General features: G+C 68.5%; 20 protein-coding genes. 8 read left to right on the plus strand and 12 right to left on the minus strand.

The genetic code is table 11. The features are described from left to right. Positions 1-33 precede the first annotated feature (33 nt). The gene (locus H4W31_RS25740; protein ID WP_192769011.1) at positions 34-705 is read right to left on the minus strand and encodes a response regulator transcription factor; all 672 of its coding nucleotides are present in this window, start codon (positions 703-705) and stop codon (positions 34-36) included. Beyond that, positions 693-1,940, minus strand: coding sequence for a sensor histidine kinase (locus H4W31_RS25745; protein WP_192769012.1), 1,248 nt, complete (start codon positions 1,938-1,940; stop codon positions 693-695). The genes H4W31_RS25740 and H4W31_RS25745 overlap by 13 nt, the downstream gene beginning before the upstream one ends. Before the next feature lie 217 nt (positions 1,941-2,157). Between H4W31_RS25745 and H4W31_RS25750 the strand changes: the two genes are divergently transcribed. The 3 genes from H4W31_RS25750 (at position 2,158) to H4W31_RS25760 (ending at position 5,966) form a co-directional block, all read left to right on the plus strand. Next, on the plus strand, positions 2,158-2,886 hold the full coding sequence (locus tag H4W31_RS25750) for an ABC transporter ATP-binding protein (protein WP_318783402.1): 729 nt from the start codon (positions 2,158-2,160) through the stop codon (positions 2,884-2,886). Beyond that, complete coding sequence (locus H4W31_RS25755; RefSeq protein WP_192769014.1) at positions 2,883-4,256, plus strand: ABC transporter permease; 1,374 nt, start codon at positions 2,883-2,885, stop codon at positions 4,254-4,256. Before H4W31_RS25750 ends, H4W31_RS25755 begins: the two co-directional genes overlap by 4 nt. A gap of 174 nt (positions 4,257-4,430) precedes the next feature. Continuing rightward, complete coding sequence (locus H4W31_RS25760) at positions 4,431-5,966, plus strand: carotenoid oxygenase family protein (protein WP_192769015.1); 1,536 nt, start codon at positions 4,431-4,433, stop codon at positions 5,964-5,966. A gap of 125 nt (positions 5,967-6,091) precedes the next feature. On the opposite strand, the gene H4W31_RS25765 is transcribed toward H4W31_RS25760, so the two are convergent. The 7 genes from H4W31_RS25765 to H4W31_RS25795 all read right to left on the minus strand — a co-directional run bounded on the left by H4W31_RS25765 (position 6,092) and on the right by H4W31_RS25795 (position 14,494). Next, entirely contained in the window at positions 6,092-8,665 is a 2,574-nt protein-coding gene (locus H4W31_RS25765; protein ID WP_192769016.1) for an exo-rhamnogalacturonan lyase family protein, read from the minus strand. Then, complete coding sequence (locus H4W31_RS25770) at positions 8,662-9,576, minus strand: carbohydrate ABC transporter permease (RefSeq protein ID WP_192769017.1); 915 nt, start codon at positions 9,574-9,576, stop codon at positions 8,662-8,664. Before H4W31_RS25770 ends, H4W31_RS25765 begins: the two co-directional genes overlap by 4 nt. A 12-nt stretch (positions 9,577-9,588) precedes the next feature. Next, on the minus strand, positions 9,589-10,581 hold the full coding sequence (locus H4W31_RS25775) for an ABC transporter permease (protein ID WP_318783403.1): 993 nt from the start codon (positions 10,579-10,581) through the stop codon (positions 9,589-9,591). A 59-nt stretch (positions 10,582-10,640) separates the two neighbouring features. Further along, the gene (locus H4W31_RS25780) at positions 10,641-12,182 is read right to left on the minus strand and encodes an extracellular solute-binding protein (protein WP_225945673.1); all 1,542 of its coding nucleotides are present in this window, start codon (positions 12,180-12,182) and stop codon (positions 10,641-10,643) included. After that, positions 12,179-12,862 (minus strand): YesL family protein, encoded by a 684-nt coding sequence (locus H4W31_RS25785; RefSeq protein ID WP_318783404.1) that lies wholly within the window; start codon positions 12,860-12,862, stop codon positions 12,179-12,181. The genes H4W31_RS25780 and H4W31_RS25785 overlap by 4 nt, the downstream gene beginning before the upstream one ends. A gap of 199 nt (positions 12,863-13,061) precedes the next feature. Beyond that, positions 13,062-13,691 carry a DUF1961 family protein gene (locus H4W31_RS25790; protein ID WP_192769018.1) on the minus strand — a complete coding sequence of 210 codons (630 nt, stop codon included), beginning with the start codon at positions 13,689-13,691 and terminating at the stop codon, positions 13,062-13,064. A gap of 44 nt (positions 13,692-13,735) precedes the next feature. Then, positions 13,736-14,494, minus strand: a complete 759-nt coding sequence (locus H4W31_RS25795; protein ID WP_192769019.1) for an META domain-containing protein — start codon at positions 14,492-14,494, stop codon at positions 13,736-13,738. Positions 14,495-14,655: 161 nt separating this feature from the next. Between H4W31_RS25795 and H4W31_RS25800 the strand changes: the two genes are divergently transcribed. The 3 genes from H4W31_RS25800 (at position 14,656) to H4W31_RS44390 (ending at position 18,145) form a co-directional block, all read left to right on the plus strand. Further along, complete coding sequence (locus H4W31_RS25800; RefSeq protein ID WP_192769020.1) at positions 14,656-15,270, plus strand: hypothetical protein; 615 nt, start codon at positions 14,656-14,658, stop codon at positions 15,268-15,270. Between the two features lie 80 nt (positions 15,271-15,350). Further along, the gene (locus tag H4W31_RS43085; RefSeq protein ID WP_318783405.1) at positions 15,351-16,493 is read left to right on the plus strand and encodes an AfsR/SARP family transcriptional regulator; all 1,143 of its coding nucleotides are present in this window, start codon (positions 15,351-15,353) and stop codon (positions 16,491-16,493) included. Next, a complete protein-coding gene (locus H4W31_RS44390) occupies positions 16,385-18,145 on the plus strand; it encodes a tetratricopeptide repeat protein (RefSeq protein ID WP_318783406.1) in 1,761 nt (586 codons plus the stop codon). The genes H4W31_RS43085 and H4W31_RS44390 overlap by 109 nt, the downstream gene beginning before the upstream one ends. Positions 18,146-18,212: 67 nt before the next feature. Here the strand turns inward: H4W31_RS44390 and H4W31_RS25810 are convergent, their stop codons facing one another. Further along, positions 18,213-18,608 carry a RidA family protein gene (locus tag H4W31_RS25810; protein ID WP_192769021.1) on the minus strand — a complete coding sequence of 132 codons (396 nt, stop codon included), beginning with the start codon at positions 18,606-18,608 and terminating at the stop codon, positions 18,213-18,215. A 135-nt stretch (positions 18,609-18,743) separates the two neighbouring features. Here H4W31_RS25810 and H4W31_RS25815 point away from each other — a divergent pair, with 135 nt between their 5' ends. Further along, positions 18,744-19,718, plus strand: coding sequence for a helix-turn-helix transcriptional regulator (locus H4W31_RS25815; RefSeq protein WP_192769022.1), 975 nt, complete (start codon positions 18,744-18,746; stop codon positions 19,716-19,718). Positions 19,719-20,187: 469 nt separating this feature from the next. After that, complete coding sequence (locus H4W31_RS25820; RefSeq protein WP_192769023.1) at positions 20,188-21,252, plus strand: glycoside hydrolase family 43 protein; 1,065 nt, start codon at positions 20,188-20,190, stop codon at positions 21,250-21,252. Between the two features lie 167 nt (positions 21,253-21,419). On the opposite strand, the gene H4W31_RS25825 is transcribed toward H4W31_RS25820, so the two are convergent. Together H4W31_RS25825 and H4W31_RS25830 are read right to left on the minus strand one after the other, a co-directional pair. Continuing rightward, a complete protein-coding gene (locus H4W31_RS25825) occupies positions 21,420-25,229 on the minus strand; it encodes a rhamnogalacturonan lyase family protein (protein WP_192769024.1) in 3,810 nt (1,269 codons plus the stop codon). Positions 25,230-25,680: 451 nt separating this feature from the next. Then, positions 25,681-26,280 carry a mycothiol-dependent nitroreductase Rv2466c family protein gene (locus tag H4W31_RS25830; RefSeq protein WP_192769025.1) on the minus strand — a complete coding sequence of 200 codons (600 nt, stop codon included), beginning with the start codon at positions 26,278-26,280 and terminating at the stop codon, positions 25,681-25,683. Between the last annotated feature and the right edge of the window lie 32 nt (positions 26,281-26,312).

Consider the following 26,312-nt stretch of genomic DNA (forward strand, 5'->3'; position numbering starts at 1 on the left):
GGAGCCGGTCGAACAGGTCGCGGTGACCGAGTGCTACCGGGTAGCCGCGGCCTGGACGATCAGGGCCAGTTGGACCCGGTTGTTGCAGGCGGTCTTGCCGAGAATGGTGCTGATGTAGCCCTTCACGGTGGGGACGGTGAGGCTGAGAGCGGCGGCGATCTCGGCGTTCGACTTGCCGTCACCGACGGCCGTGGCGACCTGGACCTCCCGGGCGCTGAGAGATCGGAGGCGTTCCCGTGCGGCCAGCCGGTCGGTGTCGTGGCCGGTGCCGTCGGCGACCATGGTGATGAGGCGTCGGGCGATCTCCGGCGACAGCAGGCTGTTCCCTTGGCGGGCCGCCCGGATGGCGCGGACGATGTCCTCCGGCGGGGCGTGTTTGAGCAGGAAGCCGACGGCTCCGGCCCGGAGCGCCTTGACCACCAGCTCGTGCTCGTCGAACGTGGTCAGGACGATCACCGCGGGACCGTTCCCGCGATCGTGTAGTCGCTGGGTCGCGGTGATCCCGTCGACCTTCTTCATCCGCAGGTCCATCAGGACGACCTGGGGGTGGTGTGCGTCGACGACGGCCGGCACGTCGGCGCCATCCGATGCTTCCGCCACCACTCGGATCCCCTGGACTCCGTCGAGCATCGCCCGTAGCCCCATCCGCACCAGCGCGTCGTCGTCGACCAGGACGACGCGTGTCGTCTCGGCTAGGTCCCCCACGGAAGCCTCGCGGTGACGACGAACTGGTCCTCGACCCGTCCCGAGTCGAAGGTGCCGCCCAGGAGCGAAACCCGCTCGCCGAGCCCGCTCAACCCGGTTCCGCTGCCGGGGATGACCGACGCCCGGCCCGGCCCCGGGTCGAGGAACGTACTGACTGTCACGGCGATCTCCCCCGCCTCGTAGGATCGGACCACGATACGGACCGGCGACCCGGGTGCGTGCTTGCGGGCGTTGGTCAGGCCCTCCTGGACGATCCGGTACGCGGTCGCCGCCGCGGCGGCATTCCTTGACGCGCCGCCGCCGGTACCGTCGACGCGCTGGTCCACCTCCACCTCCGTGCCGCTGAGCCGGGACTCGTCGATGAGGGCGGACAGGTCGTCCAGCCCGACGCGGGGCTCGAGCAGGCCTGCCTCGCTGGTCGATCCGTCGCGCAGGATTCCGATGACGTCCTGGAGGTCACCCAGCGCATCGTGGCTGGTCTGCCGGATTATGGCGGCCATGCTGCGGGTCTGGGCCGGCGACAGGTCGGCTCGGAACTCGAGCGCACCCGCGTGAACGCTCAGCAGGGACAGGCGATGGGCTAGCGCGTCGTGCATCTCCCGGGCTATCCGGCGACGTTCCTGGTCCCGAATCGTCGCCGCGAGCAGCTCCTGGCCGACCTCGAGATCGTGTGCACGTTCCAGGACCTCCCGCAGGTAGTTGCGCTGGGCACGGATCATCAGGCCCCAGCCGACCACGGCCAGGTTCATCAGGCTGCCCATGATGATCTGGGTGCGGTAGCTGAAACCAGCCGACCCGGGATACATCAATGGAAAGCAGCACGTCGCGATCAGCTCGGCCGCGGTCAGCGCGGCGATCGCCGGAGCGCGCACCCGGATCGCCGCGGTGAAGAGTGCGACCAGCGACGCGCCCGCGGCGAACGCGGACACGGCCGAGGCGGCGACGGCAAATGCCGCTACTGCGGTGGGGAAGTTCTTGCGGCCGGCCAACGCCGCGCACGCGGCCGTACCGAGCAGCACGTCGAGGACCAGGCCGGCGGGGCTGTGCGCGTCGATGGTCGGGACCAGTATGAACAGGCCGAAGCCGACCGCGACGACGACGAGGACGACGTCGACCAGTACCTGGCGGCTGATGGTCCTCGACCGCTGCCCGGCGGCGGGGGCGGAGGAGTAGATCAGCGCATGCCAACGGCGACGCGGTCGTCGCGTCGGGTGTGCGGCTGCGGGGTGCGTCATGTTGATGCACCTTAACGAGGTGGAAGTGCTCCGCCGCACCGTCCTTGGTCGCTCGCCCACACCCTTCTTTGGTCGGGCAGGTTCGCCCTTCCCGGGGTGGTGTTGCGATCGGTCCGCCGCGCCGACGCTTGGGGTGACCCGCCCGTAGACCGATCGGATGGACACCTTGACCAGCTCGGATCCCACACGTCATGCCAGGCAGGACCCCTTACGGGTGGTGGGTCTCACGAAGACCTACGGACCGTCGAGCAACGAGGTGACCGCTCTCGCCGGCGTGACGACCTCGTTCGCCGCCGGAACGTTCACCGCCGTCATGGGCCCCTCGGGTTCGGGCAAGACCACTCTTCTTCAGTGCGCCTCCGGTCTTGACCGACCCACCACGGGCACGGTTTATGTCGATGGGCGCGAGTTCGTGCAGGGTAGCGAGGCGGCGATCACCCGCTTCCGGCGTACCCGGATCGGGTTCGTCTTCCAGCAGTACAACCTCCTGCCGACGCTGACGGCGTTGCAGAACGTCACCCTGCCGATGCGGCTCGCGGGCAGGAAGGTCTCTCGCAAGCAGTGCCTCGCCCTCCTCGACCAGGTCGGGCTGGCTGGCTACGCCGACCGTCGGCCCACCGAACTCTCCGGCGGTCAGCAGCAACGCGTCGCGATCGCCCGGGGGTTGGCGTCCAGGCCGTCGATCGTGTTCGCCGACGAACCCACCGGTGCGCTCGACGGCACCAGCGCGGCCGCGGTCCTCGCGCTCCTGCGCCAGGCCGTCGACGAGCACCACCAGACGATAGTGATGGTGACCCACGACCCCATCGCCGCCGCCTTCGCCGACTCGGTCGTCTTCCTCACCGACGGGCGGATCGTCGGCACCATGAAAGATCCCAGCGCGGCCGCGGTGTCCGAGCAGATGCTGCGGCTCGATCTCGCCCGTCGAAATGGCGGACAGCGATGACGCTGCTCGGGCTCGCGTTCAACTCGCTGCGGTTCCGCCGGGGCAGCTTCGCCGCGACGTTCATCAACGTGTTCCTCGGCGCGGTCGTGTTGATGTCCTTCGCCTCGCTGTTCGACACCGCCGGTGGGGTCGGCGTCTCCTCGGCCGACGCATCGTCGCTGACGACGATCGCCGCCGCCGTCGGCGGATGGGGCCTCGTCATCGTGGGTTTCGGCGTCGCCTCGACGATGAACCTGTCGGTCCGGCAACGCCAGGCCGAACTCGCGCTGCTCAAGGCCACCGGCGCCATGCCGTCCCAGATCGGACGCATTATCGTCGGTGAGGGGGCGGCCATCTCGATCATGGCTGCCCTCCTGGGCATCGTCCCAGCCTGGCTGATCGGACGGGTGGTGCTCGACGCACTGACCTCCACCGACCAGATCGCCGACGACGTCTCCTACCGCTTCGGGCCCCTCGCCCTGATCGCGGGACTGTCGACGACCCTGCTCGCCACCGCCGGCGCGACCACGATCAGCGCCCGCGCGGCAGGACGGGTCACCGCCCGGGAGGCGTTGAGCCAGGCCGCCACCGACGGCCGATCGATCGGCCGGGGCCGGATCATCGCGGGCGGTCTTCTGCTCGTCGTCGGCATCTCCTGCGCCCTGACGACCGCCACCGTACTGAAGGACGAGGGCTTCACCACCCTGAGCGTCGCCGGCCAGGCCTGCATCGCCTCCGCGATCGGCCTGGCACTCCTGTCTCCCTTGGTGCTGCGTGGACTGATCCGGTCCGTCGAGCTGGTGACCCGGCCGCTCACCGGGGCGGCGGGATATCTGGCGACGACGGCCATCCGCCAACGCACCGGACAAGCCACGGCCATCACCATGCCGGTGATCATCCTGACCGGCCTGGCCGCCGGAACCCTGTACATCCAGAAGATCCAGAATGCGGCCAACGCCGCTGACGGCATCACCGTCAGTGCCGACGACAAGGGAGTCGAGACTCTCAACTTCATCATCGTGGGCATGATCGCGCTCTTCGCCGCCATAGTGCTGATCAACAACTGCGTCGCGAGCCTGCTGGCCCGACGGCAGGAGTTCGGCCTGACCCGCAAGCTCGGCGCGACCCCGGGGCAGATCCTGCGCGCCGTCGCATTCGAGACGATGTTCGCCGCCGCCTCCGGACTCGCCCTGGGCACCATCTCCGCCGCGATCGGCATCGCGGGTTTCCAGTACGGGCGCACCGGCTCGTTGCGTCTCGACCTCGACGCCGTTCCCTACCTCGCGATCGTCGGCACCGTCGTCGTCCTGGCCATCACCGCGAGCCTGACGGCCGCCCGCAGGTCACTGGCCGCCCCGATGATCGATGCGGCAGGTGTCGCGCGCACCTGACCGCGACGAGACCGCCGGTGGGCGGGGTCGCGGGGGAGAGCCGCAGGTCACGCGACCGGTCTGGCAGCGGGCCCCGGCCAGGATCCGGCAGGAACAACCCGGCACGACAACCGTACGACCAGCACCCGTAGTGATGGACATCAGTCCACGTCAACCAGAACAGGGAGTCCTGAGATGACCAGTTACAGCCGACGGTACGTACTGCGCTCGGCGGCCGCGGCGGGAGCCGCTGCCGCCGGGTACGGCGGACTGCTGCTCTCCGGCGCAACCGGCGGGCCGGCCCTGGCTGCCACCTCCGGCGGCCGGCCCGGAAGGTACCCGTTCCTCGAGGGCGCCTTCGCCCCGGTCCGCAAGGAGGTGACGGCGTTCGACCTGCCCGTCACCGGCCGGATTCCTCGCGAACTGAACGGGCGGTATCTGCGGATCGGCCCCAACGTCCTCGGGCTGGAGGACCCTCGGGCGCATCACTGGATGCACGGCGAGGGGATGGTGCACGGCGTCCGGCTCCGGGACGGACGCGCCGAGTGGTACCGCAACCGCTGGGTCCGGTCGGCCGTGGTCGCCGGCAAACTGGGCGAGCCGTACCCCGGTCCGGTGCCGGAGCAGGACTACGCCTGCAACACGCACGTGATCGCGCACAACGGCCGGATCCTGACGCTGCAGGAGAGCGGGCCGCTGCCGTACGAGCTTGACGGCGACCTGAACACCGTCGGCCCGTACGACTTCGGCGGGACGTTGGACAACACCTTCACCGCGCACACCAAACTCGACGCCGAGGCTGGTGAGCTGCACGCCGTCACCTACAGCCCGATGTGGGAGTACGTCCGACATCTCGTCGTGGACCAGACGGGCCGGGTCATCCGGACGACGCAGATTCCGATGACCGCCAGCCCGTTCATGCACGACTTCGCGCTCACCAAGCGGTACGTGGTGCTCTTCGACGTGCCGGTCACGTTCGATCCCGAGGCGGCAGCGGCCGGGGCGCCGGTGCCGTACACCTGGAACGACCGGCACCCCGCGCGGGTCGGGGTGCTGCCGCGGGCCGGCGGCCAGATCCGCTGGTTCGAGGTTGCGCCGATCCTGTACTCCCACACCCTCAACGCCTACGACGACGGGGACTCGGTGGTAGTGGACCTCACCACGATGCCGGCCCCCTTCTACCCGGGTGGTCGGGGCTCCGGCGGTCCGGGCTCCGCCGGTACGCCGTCGCTGGACCGTTGGACGATCGACCTGGCGCGCGGCCGGGTCCGCACGAGCCGGCTGGACGACCGCCCGCAGGAGTTCCCCCGGGTGAACGAGGCGCTGGTGTCCCGGCGGCACCGGTACGGATACTCGGCGGCGGCTGCCGAGATGTTCCAGGCCTTCGAGACGGTGGACGGTGTCCCACCGGACCGGGCGTTCAGCAACGCGCTGATCAAGCACGACCTGGTCCGGGGCACGTCGGAGGTGCACCGCCTACCCCGGCACGCCGCCGCCAGCGAGGCCGTGTTCGTCCCGGCCACCGACTCCGGCCGCGACGCGGCGGCGTCGGACCACTCGGCGGCCGAGGACGACGGTTACGCGGTCGCCTACGTGCACAATCCGGAGCGCAACGCGTCGGACCTGGTGATTCTGGCCGCCCAGGACTTCACCGGCAAGCCGCTCGCCCGGGTCCACCTGCCGGCGCGGGTACCGCTCGGCTTCCACGGCAGCTGGGTCCCCGACGCCTGACGGGCGGCTCTGTCCGAAGTCGACGAAGAACCTTTCCGGTCCGCCGCATCTCGACGGCGGCGGGCGGGACGTGGCACGGGCCGGTGGAGGCCGGCCCGTGCCACGCCGACCTCTCCGCGCGACCCTTACCGGGGCTGGGCGAATGCCGTTCGCGGGCGTGCGTGGGGGATGAGTGCGAGCAGCTGGATCGCGGCGAGTCCGTACTGTGCGGCGTTGTTGGTGGAGACGAACACCGCTTCGTCGATGGGCATCAGGACCCGTGTGCCGTCGATCCGGGTGAGCTGCCATCGGGCCTCGCGCTGCAATGGGTTGCGGTTGAGCTGGTCGTTCTCGTCCAGGGTGAACTTGCGCCAGGCGAGTTCGGCCAGGCCCGGGTCGCCCGTTCGGGCCGCGGCGTACGCGGTGAGCCGGCTGTGCGCCTGGACGAGTGAGATGCCCTGGAGCGGTTGCCCGACCTCGGACTCCTGCTGCTCCGGCGGTGCCAGATAGAGCCGGCAGTAGTCCAGCCAGGCCCGTTCGAACTCCGGCAGGCCGAGATCGAGGTCGATGAGCTCGGTGATGATCTCCGGAAGGCCGAAGACGGCGGAGAGGTGCGAGACGCTGATGTCGTCGAGCGTGGTGTCGAAGCGGCCGGTCGACAGGTCGATCCGCGCCTGACCCGTGAGGAAGCCATGCGGCAGCCCGCCGATGTCCGCCATGGTGCCGAGCAACCGGTCACGCGCCCGGGTGTCGCCATGGCGTTCCCACCGGGTGAGCCAGGCGGCGGCCAGGGCGCCCCAGTCGGTACCGAGACTGACCGACAGGGCGTGCGGGTCGGGCACGTACGCGTCCGTGCGAATCTTGCGGAGCGGGTCGATGACGAGGAACGTCTCCTCCGCCGTGGCGAGCTCGTCGAGCAGGTCACCGGTGCGTTCGTCGGCGGTCAGGTAGTAGTAGAACCGCCGGTAGGCCGCGTTGGAGATGCGCAGCTGCTTGCAACTGCATCCCCAGTGCTGCACGTTGTGCCGCGAGCCGAGGCCCTTCCAGCGGCCGAGGTGGTAGACGTCGACCTCGCCGGTGTGCCGGGTCATCGCCTCGGCGAAGCGGAAGACGTCGGCCCGGCCGGTGCGCAGGTACTGGTACCACAACCAGAGGTCGGGGGAGAGCTCCGAGTTGTCCCAGGCGTACCCGCCGACGTCGTAACGCCAGGTGTGCCGGTCGGGGTCGTACGCGTGCATGACGTCCCCGTAGTCCCAGAACCCGTACCAGCGACGCTGTTCGCGTTGGCGTACGTAGTGGTCGAAGAGGAAGTCGAGACGTTCCTCGATGTCCTGGTGCCGAGGGTCGGGAACGCTCCAGCTGCCGAAGACGTTCGCCGCCGCCAGCCCTTCCGGGGCGGCGGCCAGCAGTCCGGGGGAGCTGAGCATCGCGGCGTGCTCGGCAAGCTCGTCGTTCGACGGTGTCGCGTCGTGAACGTGCAGACTCAGCTCGTGCGTCCGCGCTATCCCGTGCGGCGTTCCGTAGCCGGGTTCGTAGTCCTCGTAGGTGATCTCGAGACCCTCGAGCTGCTCGGCGAAGGTGTCCTGGCCCAGGCCATCGTGCCAGTACCGCAGATCCATCGCCGGAGCGCTCGGCGACCACATCCACACCGTCGCCGTCGCGACGTCGGTCGCCGCCCCGCGGATGTCGAGCCGGGTCGGATGCAGCTTCCAGAAGTCCCGCAGGCCGAACCCGAGACCGCCCCCGGTCGCACCGCCGAGGTATCCGTATCCGGCTGACCGGGTACCGGACGGGATGCTGACCCAGGCGTGGCCGGACGCCGTCCGCTTGCGCAGCAGGAAGCCGTCGGCGCTGGTCTGGTCGAGCGTGTAGTCGTTCCAGGTGGGAACGAGATGCAGCCGGCTTGCTACCCCGTCGTCGCGGATCTCGCCGACGGGACGGCCGGCGACCTGTGCCCGTCGTACCGCCGCGCCCGGGTCGCGGCGCAGGCCGGTCAGGCCACGGACCGCCTCGGTGAGGAAGCCCTCCGGTCCGGCGAGCCGGACATGCCGGTCGTGCGGCTCGTCCCGCATCACCACGTCGGCGCTCAGCCCGAGCCCGGCCAGGAAGTCCCGATCGGGATCGCCGTCCCAGACGAAGGTGTGCACGACGCGTACGTCGGGCGCGCCGGCGTAGAAGTACAACCGGACCCGGAAGGGCAGCCAGTCGCCGTGCCGCCCGTCCAGCCGTACGACGGCCCGCACGGGCCCGTCCTGCTCGACCGTGATCTGTTCGACCTCGCCGCTGGCCTGATGGCGGTCGCGTGAACCGTCGTCGTCGGGCAGGTGCTGCCGCAGGCTGACCAGTCGCACCGCCCGGACGATCTGCCGACCGTCGTACTCGATCGAGGCGACGAGGTGCGGGCGGCGCAGCGTCCAGGTCACCGGTCCGGTGCTGACCCGGAGATCGTTCTCCGATCCCGTCACGGTGACGGGCTCGGCCGGGAGGCTCGGCTCCTGGCCCGCCACCACCTCGTACGACGCGGCTGGGTCGTGCTGCGGGCCGATCGCGTGGGCCGACCACTTGACCGAGCCGTCCGGCCAGCTGGCGGTGATCCAGCTCTGTAGCGGTGTGCCGTCGGCCAGCGCGAACGGTGTAGCTGTGTCGACCGTGCCACGGGCCCAGGGAAGTCCCCAGGTGATGCCCTGCCTTCTGGGCCCGTCCAGCCACCGTACCGTCATTCCTTCACCGATCCGATCAGGACGCCCTTCGCGAAGTGCTTCTGCAGGAACGGGTACACCAGGAGGATCGGCGCCGTCGCGAGCACGATGACGGCGAACTTCAGGCCCTGTAGCGGAAACAGTGCCGAACCCTGCTGGTTCAACACGTTTTCCGAGTCCGAGTTCGGCGCGGTGAGCTGGCGGACCAGCACCTGCAGTGTCCACTTGTTTTCGTCGTTGATGTAGAGCAGCGGCGACATGTAGTCGTTGCAGATGGCGACCGCGTAGAACAGGGCGAACGTCGCGATGACGGGCTTGGACAGCGGCAGCACGATCCGCCAGAAGACCGCGAGCTCGTTGCAGCCGTCGATCCGCGCCGCCTCCTCGAGCGCCTCCGGCAGCTCCTGGAAGAAGGCCTTGACGATGAGCAGGTAGAAGGGATTGATGGCCAACGGCAGGATCAGCGCCCAGTAGCTGTCGAGCAGGCTGAGCTCGCGCACCACCAGGTAGGTCGGGATCATTCCGCCGGTGAAGACCAGGGTGAAGAGGACCAGGTTGATGATCAGGGTGCGGCCGGGCAGGTGCCGCTTCGCCAGCGGGTACGCCATGGTGAGGGTGAGCGTCACCTGGATCGCCGTGCCGACGAGGGTGACCCCGATGGTGGTGAGCATCGCGCGGATGAACACGTCGGTGGCGAACATGTAGTCGTACGCGTCCGTCACGAACTTCTCCGGCCACAGGAAGAACGGCCGCGAGTCGATCTCGGCCTCGCTGGCGAACGATCCGGCGAGGACGTAGAGCAGCGGAAGAACGGTGATGGCCGCGAGCGACACCAGGACGACGATGTTCAGGGCGTCGAATACCCGGCTGCCGAACGAGTCGTAGTGTCGGATCGACGGCCTGCGGCGCCTGGTGACATTCGTGAGAACCATAATTGCGCCTCCTCAGTACAGGCCACGCTGGCCGAGGCGCTTTGCCAGCCAGTTCGAGCCGACGATCAGGAACACCCCGACCACGCCCTTGAAGAGGCCGACGGCGGTGGAGTAGCTGAAGGCACCCTGGGTGATACCGATGTAGTACACGTACGTGTCGAAGACCTCCGACGTCGAGCGGTTCAGGGACGTTGTCATCAGCCAGATCTGCTCGAACCCGGAGTCCATCAGATTGCCCGACGTCAGGATGGCCATCACCACGATCGCCGGCCGGATGGCCGGGACGGTGATGTGCCAGAGCTGGCGCCACCGCCCGGCGCCGTCGACGCGGGCCGCCTCGTAGAGCTGCGTGTCCACGTTCGCCAGGGCGGCCAGATAGATGATCGTTCCCCAGCCGGTCTGCTTCCAGAGCAGCTGCAGGATGATGATCGGTCGGAACCACTCCTCCTGGGCCACGTAGTCCACCCGCTGCCCGCCAACGACGTCGTGGATGAAGCCGGCCAGCACGCCGAAGTCCGCCGAGAAGAGCAGATACGTCAGCGACGCCACGATCGTCCAGGACAGGAAGTGCGGGATGTAGATCAGTGACTGGACCGAGCGCTTCACGATCCGGACCCGCAACTCGTTGAGCAGCAGCGCGACCACGATCGGTGCCGGAAAGACGAAGACCACGGTGAGCAGGGCCAGGATCAGCGTGTTGGCCATCAGACGGCCGAAGTCCGGGCCGGTGAACAGCTCCTCGAAGTGCTCGAGGCCGACCCACGGACTACCCGAGTAGCCCAGGAACGGCACGTAGTCCTTGAAGGCGATATGTAGGCCGTACATCGGCCAGTACTTGAAGACCAGGAAGTACAGGACGCCCGGCAGCAGCATCAGGTAGAGCCAGCGGTTTCGCAGCAGCAGGGCGAGGCGACGACCCGGCGTCTTCGGAGCGGCACGCGGAACGCGTCCCCGGGTACTCTTCGGCGGGTCCGGCGCCCTGTCGGCGACGAGATCGGTGGCCACGGCGGCCTCCCGTCCGGGGTGAGCGGGGTCCGGCCCGGGGACCGGACCCTTCGAGACCGTCACTTGGGAAGCTTGGAGACCAGGTCGTTGACCTCCTGTGCCACCTGGGTGCCGCCGCTGTCGTACCAGCGCTTGACCTGGGCCCGTAGCTGTTCCTCGCTGATCGCGCCGGAGAGGAACTTGATCCGGGCGTCGGGGATGATCAGGTCCAGCGTCTGACCCTTCTCGACGGCCGTCGGCGCGACGACCGGAAGCGCCGGGTTGTGCACCGCCGTTTTCAGGTCCTCCTGCATCAGCGTCTCCCGCTGGTCGAACAGCTTCTGCTCGATGTCGTTGGAGTACTTGAACGGGTACTGGCCGAGGCCGACGCTGGCCCGGGTACCCAGCTGGATGAAGGCCTTGTCGACGTCGTTCTGGATGACCTTGACCTGGGCGTCGTCCTGGTTGATCAGTACGGCCTTTCCGTCCTCAAGCCGGAAGTTGCGGCCTTCGATGCCGTTGGTCAGCAGGGACGAGCCCTCCTGGGACTGCAACTTGTCCAGCGTCTGCAGCACCTGTTCCAACTGCTCGTCGGTCCGGATCCGCTGCTTGGAGATGGCCAGGACATCGAGGTATCCGGTGAACGGGAGGGAGAACTTCTGGCCGTCGGACCGCTTCATGTTGCCGACCATGGAGACCTTGTCGAAGTCCTTCGGGTCCTTCTGCCTGAACCGGCCGGCCAGGTCGGTGCCGCGGACGTTGACATCGATGATCATGCCGCCCTTGCCCTGGACGAACGGGTCGTTCCAGCTGCCGGCGTCGAGCGTGGCGAAGTCCGGGTTGACCAGGCCCTCGTCGACCCACTTCTTCATGAACCGGTTGGCCTGGTAGAACTCCTCGGTGTCGAAGCCCGGCACGAGCTTGCCGCCGCGCTGACCCCAGCCGTTGGGCGCGCCGAACCAGGTCTCCATCGTGTCGTACGGGCTGCTGCTGGCGTAGTTGCCGGGCCACTTCGGGATGACCAGCCCGTACGTGTCCTTTTTGCCGTTGCCGTCCGGGTCCTGCTCGGTGAACGCCTTGGCGATCCGGTACAGGTCGTCGACCGTCTGCGGCTCCGGCAGACCGACCTTCGCCAGCCAGTCCTTGCGGTACACCACGGCCGACCGCAGCAGTGGCCGGGTGCGGTAGATGCCGTAGGTCTTGCCGTTGACCATGACGTTGCGCGCGGTCTGTGCGTTCGCGGGCTTGAGGTTCGGGTAACTGTCCAGCTTGCCGGTCAGGTCCCAGAAGGCACCGGCGTCGGCGGCCCGGATGAACGACGGGCTCTTCTCGTTCGTGACCACCAGGTCGGGAATGCTGTTGGAGGCGAGCGTGACGTTGAGCTTGTCGTTGTAGTCCGCGTTGGGCACCCAGGTGATGTCGAGCTTCTTGCCGATCAACTTCTGGACGGCCTGTTGCAGCTCACCGCCCGGATCGGGCGCGGTGCCGAACAGCTTGGTCATCACGGTGATCGTGTCGAGCGAGGCCTGCTTCTCGTCGCCGCCGCAGGCGGTGACGGTCAGGGCGGTGGTCAGGCCGAGTGCGGCGGCCAACAACCGCCGTGACCGGGACACCATCTTCATGAGAGTCCTTTCGCGTGTAGGCGCGCCTCGTTCTCTGCGAAGAAGCGCAGACATAGCCAGGTGTCCAGCTGGATCCACCCGCCGACGGCGACCACGAGCGCCAGAAGCGGGTACGTCGCGGTCGCGTACACGATCGCGGTGAAGACGAACAGCAGCAGGACGGAGGCGGCCGGGCGAGTGAGGGCGAACAGCGAGGCCTTGGCGAAGCTGCTGGACGTCCGCAGGTCGTAGTGCACGGACATGGGAAGCAGATACGCCCCGATCACCACCAGGGCGACGATCGCCGCGATGGTGACCAGCCGGAAGTGCGTGGCTGCCGATCCGAGTGCGGTGAAATAAAAGTAGTTCACGACAAGAAGGACGGTCGTCGCGGCCAGGGGGAGGACCAGGAGAGATCCGCGTCCGAACTCTCGCCGGTAGACGGTGACGAATGCCCGCCAGGGATGAAATGTTTCACCCAGTGCCCGCCGCCGGGCAAGTGTGTAGGCCGCCAGGGTGGCCGGACCGATCCCCAGGACCACGCCGCCGACGAGCGTGAAAACCAGCCAGAGCAGGTTGAGCCTGGCCGCCCAGAAGACCTCGTCGGCCGCCTCATAGAGCCTTGTCGCCCAGCCAGTCGTGCTCGGTGCGGGTGGTCGGTCGGATGGCGCAAACCTGGGGGTCGGAAATCGTTGCTGCACGCTGGCCTGCCTCGTGGCGAGCGGTTACCGATGTAAATGTGTGAGCGACCGTAGCTTTGAATCGCTTCAATGTCAACGCTGGGAAAGGCTTTACCTCACGGCCTGTCGCGGACCGCCTTCCGGCGCAGCGTGGCTGCCCACCGCACCCCGTGGCGCGGCGTCGCGGCGACGTTCACACCGCGCGGCTCGCGAGCAGACCTCAGTGCTCGGTCACCCGGAGGTTGGCGTATTCGCCGATCATCGGCGCCATCTGCCGGAAACCGATCTTGCCGCCGGGGAGCGGGTTGTCATCCTGCCATCGGAACGACACCAGGTCCGCCACCTCGAAGGTGACGGTGCCACCGCGGAGGCGCAGGCGCAGCGGGTACGGACCCTGCGCGTCGAGCACCGCAGGTAGCGGATCGGGCCCCTGCGCGACCAGATGGAAGCCGTAGCTCTTTCGGAGGTTGCAGGTGTGGAGCTTGCGTTCCGACGGCCACCTCCGGCGGAAGTACGACACGTGGTACGCGTCCAGGTCGCCGTGGTGGTACTGCTCGTACCGCCCGGTGCGAGCGGTCAGCTCGAAGAGATCTTCGCCCTGCCGGCCACGGGCGTGGAAGAAGAGGATGCAGAGGCCGGGCTCCCGGATCGGCCAGAAGTCCCACTCGATCGTGACGTCGGCACCGAAGTCCTGCGGACACCACAGCACGACGTTGGCGTCCTGATCGTCCTCTGCCGGCCGCAGGCTCTCCAGCCGCAGCCGCCCTCGCGGGAACGACACGGCGCCGTCGCCCTCCAATCGAAACGCCTCCAGGTCCTCCGGCGAACTCAACGGGTTGACGTAGGGCATCGACCTGGCTCCTTCCGAGCGGTGTCCGGCTGACCGGCAACGGTTCAGAACGGCGCCCGCAGATGCAGGCGGCGGCCGTCCGGCCCGGTCAGGTCGAGCCGGTCACCGTCGAGGTCGAAGGCCACCTCGCCGCGAAGGACGCCGAAGATGGCGATCTCCAGCATGATGTCCTCCTGCTGACAGGCGCGCTTCGTGGTGCCCAGGCCGTCGACCGCGACGGTGGAGTCGGCCACCACGGCCCGGCCGCTGAGCCAGTTGCAGGAGAGCGTGCCGTACAACTCGTCGTCCTGGAACACCAGGTGTGCGGGTACCCGGGCGGGGACCGGCGTGCTGCCCGGCTGCGAACTCGACTCCAGGAGCCAGTACGTCTCCGTCAGCGGCCGGTCGGACTCGGGTCGGCCGGCCATCCGAATCTCCGTGCCGTCGACCCGGAGCAGCAACTCGTCGTCGTGCCGGGTCCACGCCGGACCGGCGCCGAGGAACTCGGCCAGCCAGCTGTCCTGGGCCCGTTGCTCGGCGCCGTACGAGGCGTCCGCGGTGTGCAGGTCGGTCACGACCAGGTGGGTGCCCTCCACGCTGACCTGGGCGGCGATCAGGTTTCCGCCGGCATGCGCGTGCAGGCCGCCGCCGGCGATCCGCAGTCGGATCACCGTACCGGGTAGCAGCGGGCGGGGCTGGCCGTCCTGGGTCACCGCCACCGACTCGAACGCACGGTCCTCGAGACAGTCGGCGGCGCCCGGCACCACTGCGGCGGTGCCGGCCGCCACGACACCCATGACAAAGATACTCGTCAATGTGTTCATGCCTTAATGATGCCCACGTCAGCTGCGCGTGCACCAGCGGTACCCGACCGAGAAGGACGCGATAGAGGGAGGTGGGCCGGGGTGATGAACGGTTCGGTGCCGAATCGATGAACGGCGGCGCTTAGCGTGGCGCCGATGTCACCTACCAAGTGGAGGCAATCGTGCGTCGAACCGTACGGCGAAGCTCGGTCTTCGCAGTCACGCTGCTCATGGCGGTGGTCGGCATGGTGACGCTGACCGGATCCGCCGCGTCCGCCAGACCGCTCAACAATCGGGTCACCCAGACGGCCTTCATCTGGAACTGTCCCACCGGAACACCCGGATGTTCGGCGGTACAGACCCGGGTCGGGGATGTGCGGACGGCCGACCCGATGACGGACGTGTGCCGGGTCACGATCGCCGGGGTAGCCAAGAATCTGATCTACAACCGGACGGCTCGGGCCGGCGCCTCACTGCGAACCGGGTTCCTCTACCGGTCGAACCTCCAGTCGCCCAACCTCCAGCAGGACTCGTGCGTCAGCGGAGGTTCGTTCAACAACGTGCCGGGGAACACGCCACAGCGGTTGTGCCCACATCCGAACTGCGGCGGCGTCGCCACGGCCACCAGCGGACAGCAGTTGCGGGAGTTCTGCTCGGTCGACGACGAGATCGGCAACATCTGGCACCTCACGGTCGCGCTCAGTACCACGACCGGTCCGCTCACCGCGGGCTTCATCAACCGGGACGATCTCAACAACGCCACCAACCTCCAGTTCGACTGTCACAACCTGATCTAGGACGGCATTCGGGGTGATCGATGCACCTGCGGCTACGATGAGCGTCGCCGGAGGTTCCTCAGGTCACCGCGGAGGCGTAGGTGGAGTTCCGTGTCCTGGGCTCGCTCGAGGTGTCGGCGAACGACGGCCCGGTACGCCTGACCGGCCAGCGCCAGCGCACCCTGCTCGCGATGCTGCTGGTCAACGCGGACCGGGCCGTTCCGCTCGACATCCTGATCGACGCGGTGTGGGGGGAGCACCCGCCGACGACCGCGAAACGCCAGGTCCAGAACAGCATCTCCGCGCTCCGCCGGCTGCTGGACACCGGATCACCCGGTCCGGGCCAGGCGCCGACGATCGCCGCCGAGGGCAACGCGTACCGGCTCCGGCTCGGCACCGCCGAACTCGACGCGCGGGTCTTCCAGACCCGGGTCGAGACGGCACAGCGGCACAGTGCCGCCGGCCAGGTCGGCGAGGCCACGGCCGAGCTGCGGACGGCGCTGCGGCTGTGGCGCGGTCCCGCCCTCGCCAACCTGGGCGGCGGAGTGTTCGCGGCGGCGGCGCGCCTGGACGAACAGTGGCGCGCGGCCGTCGAGGAGTGCCTGACGCTGGAGCTCAGGCTCGGCCGGCACGCCGAGCTGATCAGCGAACTGACCGAGCTGGTCGCGACGTATCCGCTCCGTGAGCGGCTGGTGGGACAGCTGATGGTGGCGCTGCACCGATCAGGCCGGCAGGCCGACGCGCTCGATGCGTACCGCCGGCTCCGGGAAGGGCTCGCCGACGGACTGGGCCTCGAACCCAGCGCCATGCTGCGGGAGCTGCACACCGCGATCCTGCGGGACGAGGACGACGGCGCGGTGTCGGGCACGCCGGCCGACCTCGCCCGGACCACGCGGGCGGTCCCGGCCCAGCTCCCCACCGACACAGCCGGCTTCACCGGCCGGGCAAACCACCTCAAGGAGCTGGACCAACTACTGTCCGGCGATGCCACCGCCGTGGTGATCTCCGCGATCGCCGGCACGGCGGGGGTGGGGAAGACGGCGCTGGCCGTCCACTGGGGGCAGCGGGTCCGGCAGCACTTCCCCGACGGACAGCTCTACGTCAACCTGCGCGGCTTCCATCCTGACCCCCGCCGGTGCACCCGTCCGAGGCGCTGCGCGGGTTCCTGGACGCGCTGGACGTACCGCCGGGACGGATTCCGGTCGATCTGGCGGCCCGGTCCGCCCTGTACCGCAGCCTGCTGACGGACCGGCGGATGCTGGTCGTGCTGGACAACGCCCGCGACGCCGACCAGGTCCGTCCGCTGTTGCCCGGCAGCCGGACCTGCCTGGTCGTGATCACCAGCCGCAACGTGCTGTCCGGGCTGGTCGCCGCCGAGGGCGCCCGGCCGGTCCTGCTCGACCTGTTCGACGCGGCCGAGGCACAGCAGATGTTGGCACTGCGGCTCGGCCGGGAGCGGGTGGCGGCCGACCCGGCGGCCGTCGGCGAGATCGTCGCCCGGTGCGCCCGGTTGCCGCTGGCCCTGGCGGTGGCGGCGGCCCGTGCGGCCATCCATCCCGACTTCCCGCTCGGCACGCTCGCCGCCGAACTACGCACCGCCCGCGGCGGTCTGGACGCCTTCAGCGGTGAGGACCCGGTCACCGACGTCCGGGCCGTCTTCTCCTGGTCCTATCGACAGCTCAGTGAGCCCGCGCGGCGGCTGTTCCGGCTGCTCGGCACACACCCCGGCCCGGACGTCTCGGTGCCGGCGGCCGGCAGCCTGGCCGGCATCCCGGCCGAAGAGGTACGCCCGCTGCTGGCCGAACTGGCCGGTGCGCGGTTGGCCGCCGAACAGACCCCGGGCCGGTACGCGTGCCACGACCTCCTGCGCGCGTACGCCACCGAACTGGCACAGACCTGCGACACGGCTCCGGAGCGGCACGCGGCCCTGCACCGGCTGCTCGATCACCACCTGCACAGCGCCTGCGCCGCCGACCGGCTACTCGACCCGTACCGGGACCCGATCTCCATTGCGGCGGCCCGGCCGAGGGTGATCGTCGAACAGCACGCCGACCACGAACACGCGATGCGCTGGTTCACGGTCGAACTGCCCGGCCTGCTGGCCGCCATCGACCGCGCGGCGGAATCGGGCTTCGACCCGTACGCCTGGCAGCTGGCCTGGGCGTTGGCGTATTTCCTGGAGCGGCGGGGTCACTGGGAGCCCTGGGCCGCCGCCCAGCACACCGCGCTAGCCGCGGCGCGACGGCTCGACGACCACAGCGGACAGGCGCACGCCCACCGCAGTCTCGGCCGCGTCCACGTCCACCTCGGCCGGGCCGAGGAGGCCCTGCGCCACCTGCGGCAGGCCGGTCGCGACTACCAGGCGGTCGACGATTCCGCCGGTCAGGCCCGGGTCCACTTCGACCTGTGCTGGATCCACCATCGCCAGGGCCGGTACCGGCGGTCGCTCGATCACGCCCAGCGGGCGCTCGAGTTGTTCCGCGCCATGGGGCACCGGTCCGGTCAGGCCAGGGCGCTGAGCAACGTCTCCTGGGAGCACAACTCCCTCGGTGACCACGAGCGGGCTCTCGCCGCTGCCGAGCAGGCCCTGCGTCTGCATCAGGCGACCGGCGACCGGTTCGGCGAGGCGGACACCTGGGACGTGCTGGGTCACGCCCACCACGGTCTGCGTCACCACGAGGAGAGCATCGGGTGCTACCAGCGGGCCGCAGACCTCTACCGGGACCTCGGCCACCGGTGGGGTGAGGCCGACACCACTGCCCGGCTCGGCGACGCCCACGACGCCGCGGGTGCCGCCGAGGCCGCACGCGCCGCCTGGCGGCGGGCCGTCGCGATCCTCGACGAACTCGGCCACCCCGACGCCGACCAGGTCCGCGCCAAGCTGGAATCCCGCTGAGCGTACCCGGGTGCCAGCGCGACGCGGTGACGCCCGGGTACGCCCTACCGGAGGCGGCGGAGTGGCATCACCCGACGGCGGTCCCCTCGAGTTCGACCATCAGGTCGAGGACCGCCAGCCGGGTCACCCCGAGCATCGTGGTGGTCGGTGCCACCCTGGCGGCGCCCAACCGCGACGCCAATACGCCGTAGTGCGCGAAGAGCCGATCGACGTCGGTCGTGTAGACGTTGAGCCGGACGAGGTTGGCGAGGGACATGCCGGCCTCGCCGAGTACGGCCTCCAGATTGTCGAGGCTCAACGCCAACTGCGCCGCCATGTCGCCGGCATGCTGGGGCTTGCCGTCGCCGCCCATCGCGGTCTGCCCGGAGCAGTACAGGGTCCGGGTGTGCCCGGAGACGATCTCACCCTGGTTGAATCCCAGCTGTGCCGACCACGTGACCGGGTTGACTGCCGTTCGTTCCACTGCCACATCAGCTCCGTTCGATTCATCGGAAGTGCGTACGTCCATCGGCGCGGTAGCCGACTTTCTTCGACGTCGGGGTAACCCTCTCCCGGAATACACGACATCCTTTGTCGCGTATTCCGGTAAGGTTTTCGGATGCGCGCCGACCGGTTGGTCTCGCTGGTGCTGCTGCTGCGGCAGCACGGTCGGCTCTCCGCGGCCGCGCTGGCCCGCGAGCTGGAGGTGTCCACCCGGACCGTGCTGCGCGACATCGAGGCGCTGTCCGCAGCCGGCGTTCCGGTCTACGCCGAACGCGGTCGCCACGGCGGCTTCGCGTTGCTGCCCGGTTTCCGGACCGAGTTCGCCGGGCTGAATCACGACGAGGCACTTGCCCTGCTGGTCGCCGGATCGCGGCGCGGCGCGCAGGCATTCGGTCTCGGCTCGGCGCTCGCCTCGGCCATGCTCAAGGTGGTCGACGCGCTACCCGAAGGCCATCGGGTCACCGCGGCCGGCGCGGCCCAGCGACTGCTCATCGACCCGGAGACCGACCTGCTCTCGCGCCGGCTGAGCGCTGAGGAACTGCCCGACGCGATAGTCGCCGAGGTCCGGCGCGCGGTGCTCGTCGGACACCAGCTGCGCATCCACTACGCGGCTGGGGACCAGGCCCCGAGGTGGCGCACGGTGGACCCGATCGGCCTGGTCACCGTACGCGACCAGGGCTACCTGCTGGCCACGCGGTCTGGCGCGGACCGTACCTACCGGCTGTCCCGGATCCTGGACGCCGAGGAACTCGCCGAACCCGCACAGCGACCAGACCGGGTCGATCTGGATCGGGCCTGGCAGGAACGCAGCACGCAGTTTCGGACCGGGGGTGACCAGGTAGCCGTGCTGGTACGGGTGCACCCGGCGCGGCGGGAAGGCCTACTGGGCACCGCGCTGGCCGTCCTCGCCGAAGAGGCCGACCCAGACGGCTGGCTGCGGCTGGAGGTGACCTTCCAGGATTCGAGGCACGCCGAATGGGCGCTGTGGCAACTCGCCACGGACGCGGAAGCCCTGGCCCCGCAATGGCTGCGTACCTCCCTGCGCAACCGCGCCGCCGCGATCGCCACGCGCTACGGAATGTCACCCTGACCAGCCGCCACTCGTTCCGCTCGGCCGGATCGCCGCGTTGCAGGTGGCGGTCGTAGATGTGAGCGGTAACAAGTCTGCTGGCAGGACCATTGACGCCTCGAATGCCGCCGATGGAGCCGAGCCGGATTAGCCCTGCTATTGACCGCTGAGCAGGCCGATCGACGGCACTTCAAAACCTTGACATCTTTCATGTTAGCGCTCACAGTTAGCTAACATATGAATCATCATCATCGATGTCGCCGGCAGGTCGATACCGGTGCATCCCCGATGGACAGTGGCCTACCAGCCCTCGGGCCGGCCGAGCCACGTGTGCGGCCCGATGACGCCTGACCCTCGCCCGACCAGCGGTCACGACGGTGGCTGTCCAGCATGCCGCCGGTTGTCGAGGAGACCGTCAGCGCGTGCACGGATCGGTCTCAGGCGGCAGCCCACCTAGTCCCGGACGCAGGCCCCCAAGGAAGGAACCGCGATGATCACGATCCACGGACTGAAAGCGGCGCGACGGCTGCTGACCACCGCTGTCGTCGCTGTGCTCGTGTCGGCCCTGGGTGCAACCATCCCCGCCGCTCCGGCGCTCGCCGCACCCGGACCGTCGTTCACCAACCCTCTCGTCGGCACGCCCAACAGCGCGGACCCGTCAATCGTGTACACCAACGGCAACTGGTACTACCTGGCCACGACGTGGTCCTCGAGAATCGTCATGCGCACGTCGTCAACCATGGCCGGCTTGAAGAGCGCGGGGGAGCGGACGGTGTTCACCCTGGGCGCGGGGCCCGGCTGCTGCACGATGTGGGCACCGGACATCCAATGGATCAACAACCGGTGGTACATCTACTTCTCGGCAGAGGCCTCCCCGGGCCAGGGCGAGCGCCGGACCGGCGTGCTCGAGAGCAACGGCACCGACCCGCTCGGACCGTACACCTATCGGGGCATCCTCAACCTGGAACCCAACAACGGATGGGCGATCGACGGCAGCGTGGTCCGGTTCAACGGCTTCGCGAACCACTTCGTCTACTCCGCGTTCCGAGGCGGGGAACAGGGGCTGTTCATCGCCCCGATGTCGTCGCCGACCCAGGTCTCGCGCAACGGCGTGCGGATCTCGTCCCCGACGCTGTCGTGGGAGCGGCAGGGCGGCGCGGTCAACGAGGGCCCGTACGCCGTGTACAACGGTGGGAGAACGTTCCTGACGTACTCGGCGAGTTCCTGCAACACGCCTGACTACAAGCTCGGCACGTTGACCTGGACCGGTGGCGACCCGATGTCAGCCAGCTCGTGGACGAAGAGGTCGACGCCCATCTTCCAGCGCAGCGACGCCAATGGCGTGTACGGCCCGGGCCACGCCTCCTTCGTCAGATCACCGGACGGCGCGGAGACGTGGATTGTCTACCACGCCAATTCGTCCACCGGCCAGGGCTGCGGCACCACCCGTACGACGCGGGCGCAGAAGATCGGCTGGAACTCCGACGGCACCCCCAACCCCGGCGTCCCGGTCCGCACCGGGACCTCGATCGTCGGCCCCTCCGGCGACTCGTAGACACCCGCCGGCCACGCCGGTACGCCTCCACCGTGAGCCGGACCGGCGCCGGCCATTCGTGGGTCGCGGGGAGTGGCAACTGGTGTGTCCGGCCCGGTGCCAGTCGTGGCTCCCCGGGCAGCAGGCAGGGCCGGCCCTTGCGGACCGGCCCTGCCCGACCTCGGTTGTCAGTACGTGCCGAGGTCCTGCCACGGGCCGTTAGGGTCGCCCGGCTGCTGGTTCCGGGTCCACCACTTGGCCTTCCAGGTGTGACCGCTGTGCGCGACCGTCCCGCCACTGGGGTAGACCCAGGAGGCGGTCCAGGCCCGGACATCGGCCCCGGCCGCCAGGACGAGGGCGCCCTGCTCCATCCACGAGCCAGTCGTGGTGCTGCCGGGCTTCTCGTTCTGCGTCCACCACTGCGCGATGTAACTCGCCCCGTTGTAGGACACCTGGTCGCCGCCGTTGTACGGCTTCTTCGGATCCCAGGCCGGAGCCGCTGGCTTCGGCGCGACCAGCGTGAAGGTCACGGTCGTGGCGTTGCCGGCCACGTCGTACACCCTCAGCTCGTTCGCCCCGAGCACCGCGCCGGACACACCGGGCTGCACCCCGTTGGCGTCGGAGTAGGTGTCGTCGGTCAGGTCCTTCTCCACCCCGTTCAGGGTGAGCTTGTCGACCTTGTTCTCGTCGAACAGCTTGAACGACACCCGCTCGTACCCGGCCGCAGCCGTGCCGACCGTCTCGGTCGCGCCGTCCTTCACCGTCACCGTCGGGCCCGTGACATCCAGGATGAAGGTCAGCGTCGTGACGTTGCCCGCCACGTCGTACACCTTCAGCTCGTTGCCACCGGCCTTGCCGCCGAACGTACCCGGCTTGACCCCGTTGAGATCGGAGTAGGTGTTGTCGGTCAGGTCCCTCTCGACCCCGTTCAGGGTGAGCTTGTCGACCTTGCCGGCGTCGAACAGCTTGAAGGAGACATTGCTGTAGACCCCGTCCCTACCCTTCGAGTCCGGCTTGACCGTGACCGTCGGAGCTGTCGTGTCGGGCGCAGCCGGGACAGAGATGTCGGTCCTCATCCGGGGCAGCTCAGCCTCGTCACCAAGATAGAAGCTGGCGAATCCGAACTGGTCGTAGCCGGTGTTTTTGTTCGCCACACCGAGCCGGTACATCGGGTCGTGCATCAGCGTACGGATGCCGTACGCCGTCGGCGACAGGGTGGTGACGATGGCCAGGCGGTTGTCGGAGGCGCGAAGCACGAGTTCCTCACGCCAGTCGCCCAACAGGTCGGCCTTGAGCGTGGGAGTGCTCTTGTTGCCGGTCGAGGTGAGGCCGGTCGCCAGATACGGGGAGGTCGCGAAGGTCAGATCGTCGACCGTACTGATGGTCGCGTTACTGGCGGCCATGGCCGTCAGGCCGCCGCCGAACCAGATGGCGTACTGGCCGCTGCTCACGTTACGGTCGCCGTTCAGGAGTTCGCCGGTGACCATACTCCTGGCGCCGTTCTGCGAGTATCCCTGCGCGCCGGGCCAGCGGTTGGAGAAGTTGCCGGCGACCGCGCCCTCGGCGTCGGTACCGGCGTACACGCCGAAGACCATCGAGTTTTCCTGGACGATCTCGCCCTTGTCGTTGCGCCGCTTGCCCGCCATCGGGTCGTGGGCCTCCGGACCGGGCATCCAGCCCAACTGCCTGCCGGTACGGATGTCGTCCAGCAGGTTCTCCTCGCTGCCGGACCACATGCGCATGTTGTTGTTCTTGTCGACCGGAAGCAGCGCGCTGCGGTCGCCGTGGCGGAGCGGAGCCCACGTGTTCAGCGGGTTGTTCCGGACCGCGTCCGTGGCGAACTCGAAGCTGCCGGCAACCGGAGGGACACTGTTCTGCCCCTCGATCGTGGGCATGGTGTCGCCGTTGATCACCTCGGGCAGGATCTTGGTCCCGTCGGCGCTCAGGTCGAGGACCATGGCCTTCATCACGATCTCATCCCGGCCGTCGCCGTCGAGGTCGCCGGACTGGGTCTGATGGTTACCGCGGTTCTGGTAGTCGTAGGCGGTGCCGCCCAGCGACCAGTACTGCGGGTCGGCCGAGTCGAAGCTGGCCTGGAGGTTGACCTTGCCGTCCACGATGTTGAAGGCGGCCATGGTCGTTCTGGCGTAATAGCCGCGCTGGGAGACCGCGTACTGGTGCTTGCCGTCCAGGGCAGCCACGACGCCGACGTAGCGGTTGGCGCGGTTGCCCTGCGCGTCGCCCCACACGGCCGCTTTCCAGGGGTGCTCGAGCCAGTAGGCCTCCGAGGGGGCCATCATCTGCGACTTGTAATCACCGGGGCCGCTACCGGCGCCGGGGCCGGGGTAGGCCAGGTAGGAGAAATTGCCGCGCTGGGTGGCGGGCGTCATGGCCCAGTTGTCGCCGTCGACGCTGCCCTCGTAGGGGTGCGGGTACTTGGCGCTGTCCATGAGTACGCCCTTGCCGGCGTCGGCGTCCCACTTGAAGGCCGAGAAGAACTCCTCGTCGTCCTTGGCAGGGCCGATCGGGCCGACATGGTAGGTCTTGATCCACCGCTTGACGGCCGGATCGTTGACTCCGTCGTTGCCGCCGCCGGCAACCGGGCTGCGGTAGCTGATGGCGAAGCTGTTGAGGAGCGACCAGAAGGTGTCGAGAGCATCGGTGTTGCCGGTGGCGAAATAGTCCTTGAACTTGTCCGTGGTCGCCTTCAGACCGTCCTCGCCGCCCACGACGGTGTTGAGGGTGTCCGAATACTTGACGGACTGCGACTCTTCGTCCCAGTTGCCGATCCGGCTGCCCAGGCCGGTCTTGAGCATCAGCTCGGCCTTGCCGTCACCGTCGAAGTCCTCGCTGAACAGCGTGGTCTCATGGTCGTTGCCCGCTCGTACGTTGTAGCCCATGTCCACGCGGAACAGCAGGCTGCCGTCCAGCTTGTACACGTCGATGTACTCGGGAGCGGTCGTGGTGTTACTGCCGCCGAAGATCGGCTCGGAATACATCGGATCCTGCTGGGTGCTGCGCCACTTGACGACGATCTCGTACTCGCCGTCGCCGTCAAAATCGCCCACCGTCATGTCGTGCGTGGAGTAGGCGCTGCTCTGCGACGTGTGGATCGCGCCGGTGCTGGTCTTCGCGTAGGGGAGCGACGTGCCGGCGTCCAGATTCTCTACGTACTTGATGAACTCGCCTTCGAGCTCGTTGAACAGCACCTCCGTGATCTTGCCGTCCACGAGGGAGTTGGTCAGCGGCCGGGCACTGGCGTAGGTCGCGACGCCGAGAGCGTTGGGGGTCGTGTTGTGCTCGTTGAGCTTGGCGACCCAACCGTCGAGCTGCTCCTGGGTCACGGTCGTCTGGTCCTCGTGCGCCACCCGGAACCCTCTGAGCAGGTCCATGTCGACGACGTACCAGTTCTGGTTTCCGGTATCCGGGACGACCATGTTTGCCGCGCTCAGATTGGTGCCGGGGCCGAACCTGTTGCCACGGTAGGTGAAGTGCGCGAGCGGTACGGGGGCCGGGGCAGGCTTGAGCGGGATGTAATCCACCGCGCCCCTGTTGGCCTGCCCCGCCTGGCCCGCCAGGGTCGACAGCATGGGCACGCTCATGCCCTGCCGCTGGCCCTCGACGCCGGCGATGACCGGGGCGACCTCGTAGACGGAGGTCAGGACGCCGTCCGGGTCGGTGTAGTTGGACGGGGTGACGTTCTTCTTCACGACGCCGGGGTTCGTGTCGTAGTCGCTCTCGGGCTGAACGTCCCTCGGCGCGATGGTGGTGATCTTCACGAACTCCGCGTCACCGTCTTTGCGGTAGACGTTCCAGGAGATGCCGTCAGGTTCGTTGCCCAGGAAGCGCCAGCTCAGGAACGTTCCGGTCGGGGTCTGGGCGGCGACCAACCCACGCGTCAGATACTCCAGCTGGCGCGGACCGGACGCAGGGGCAGCGCTCGCGGCCGGTGGGACGACGCCGAACAGGGACAGGCTCACGGCCAGCGACAGGGGCAAGGGTACGAGTTTACGCAGCGTCTTTCGCACTTTTTGTTCTCCATCTCGCATTACCCACCGTTGGGTAAGCGCTTTCCGGCATCCTGCCGCGTCCCGCTCCGTTGCGCAAGCAAAACGATTGTGTAGACGGCCAATAGGGGCCCTGACCTGGGGATACGCGGAGTGGATGGCCTATGTGGAGACAAAGCGGCGGGCGGGATCGCGTGGGTGATTCGGGGCTTCTTGGCGCTTCACGACGCCCCGCGGACCACGCTCGCCGATGGCGTCATCCCGCATCACCACACTGGCCGTAACGACGCCGATACCGATACCCGGCCGGTAGGACCACCCAGCGGAGTGCGCCCACTGCGCCTCGCATTCGCGCTGCTTTCCGGAGGCTGCGCCGGCAGCCGCAGGTGTACGCCGATCCACTCTTATCGATGATCGGGTCGGACAGATCTTGATTGGCGGTTCAGGTGAAGTTCAGGCCACCGGTACGGGAGCGCTTGAGCTCGAAGAAGTCCGGGTAGCTCGCGAGCGCCAGCACGCCATCGAAGATGCGCAGAGCGTCCTTGCCGCGGGGGATGCTGCTCAGCACCGGACCGAAGAAGGCCACGCCATCGACATGGATGGTCGGCGTGCCGACGTCCTCGCCGACCGGGTCCATGCCCTCCTGATGGCTCCTGCGCAGTGCCTCGTCGTAGTCGGTGCTCTGTGCCACCTCGGCCAGTTCGGCCGGTAGGCCCGCCTCGGCCAGCGAGTCACGGATGACGGCCTCGAAGTCCTTGTTGTCCTGCTGATGGATGCGGGTGCCGAGGGCCGTGTAGAGCGGCTCGACGACCTCCTCGCCGTGCTGTGCGGCGGCGGCCGTGACCACCCGGACGGCGGCCAGCGACGCGTCGACCAACTCGCGGTACCACGGTGGCAGCTCGCGGTTCTCGTTGAGGACGTACAGGCTCATGATTTTGAAATGCAGGTCTATTTCGCGCTGCCGCTGGACCTCGAGGATCCAGCGCGACGAGATCCAGGCGAACGGACAGCCGGGATCGAAGTAGAAGATGACTGTCGTCATGCGTGGCTCCTATGTCCAGTCGCCACAGGATA

It is taken from the genome of Plantactinospora soyae, from assembly GCF_014874095.1.
Lineage (GTDB): Bacteria > Actinomycetota > Actinomycetes > Mycobacteriales > Micromonosporaceae > Plantactinospora > Plantactinospora soyae.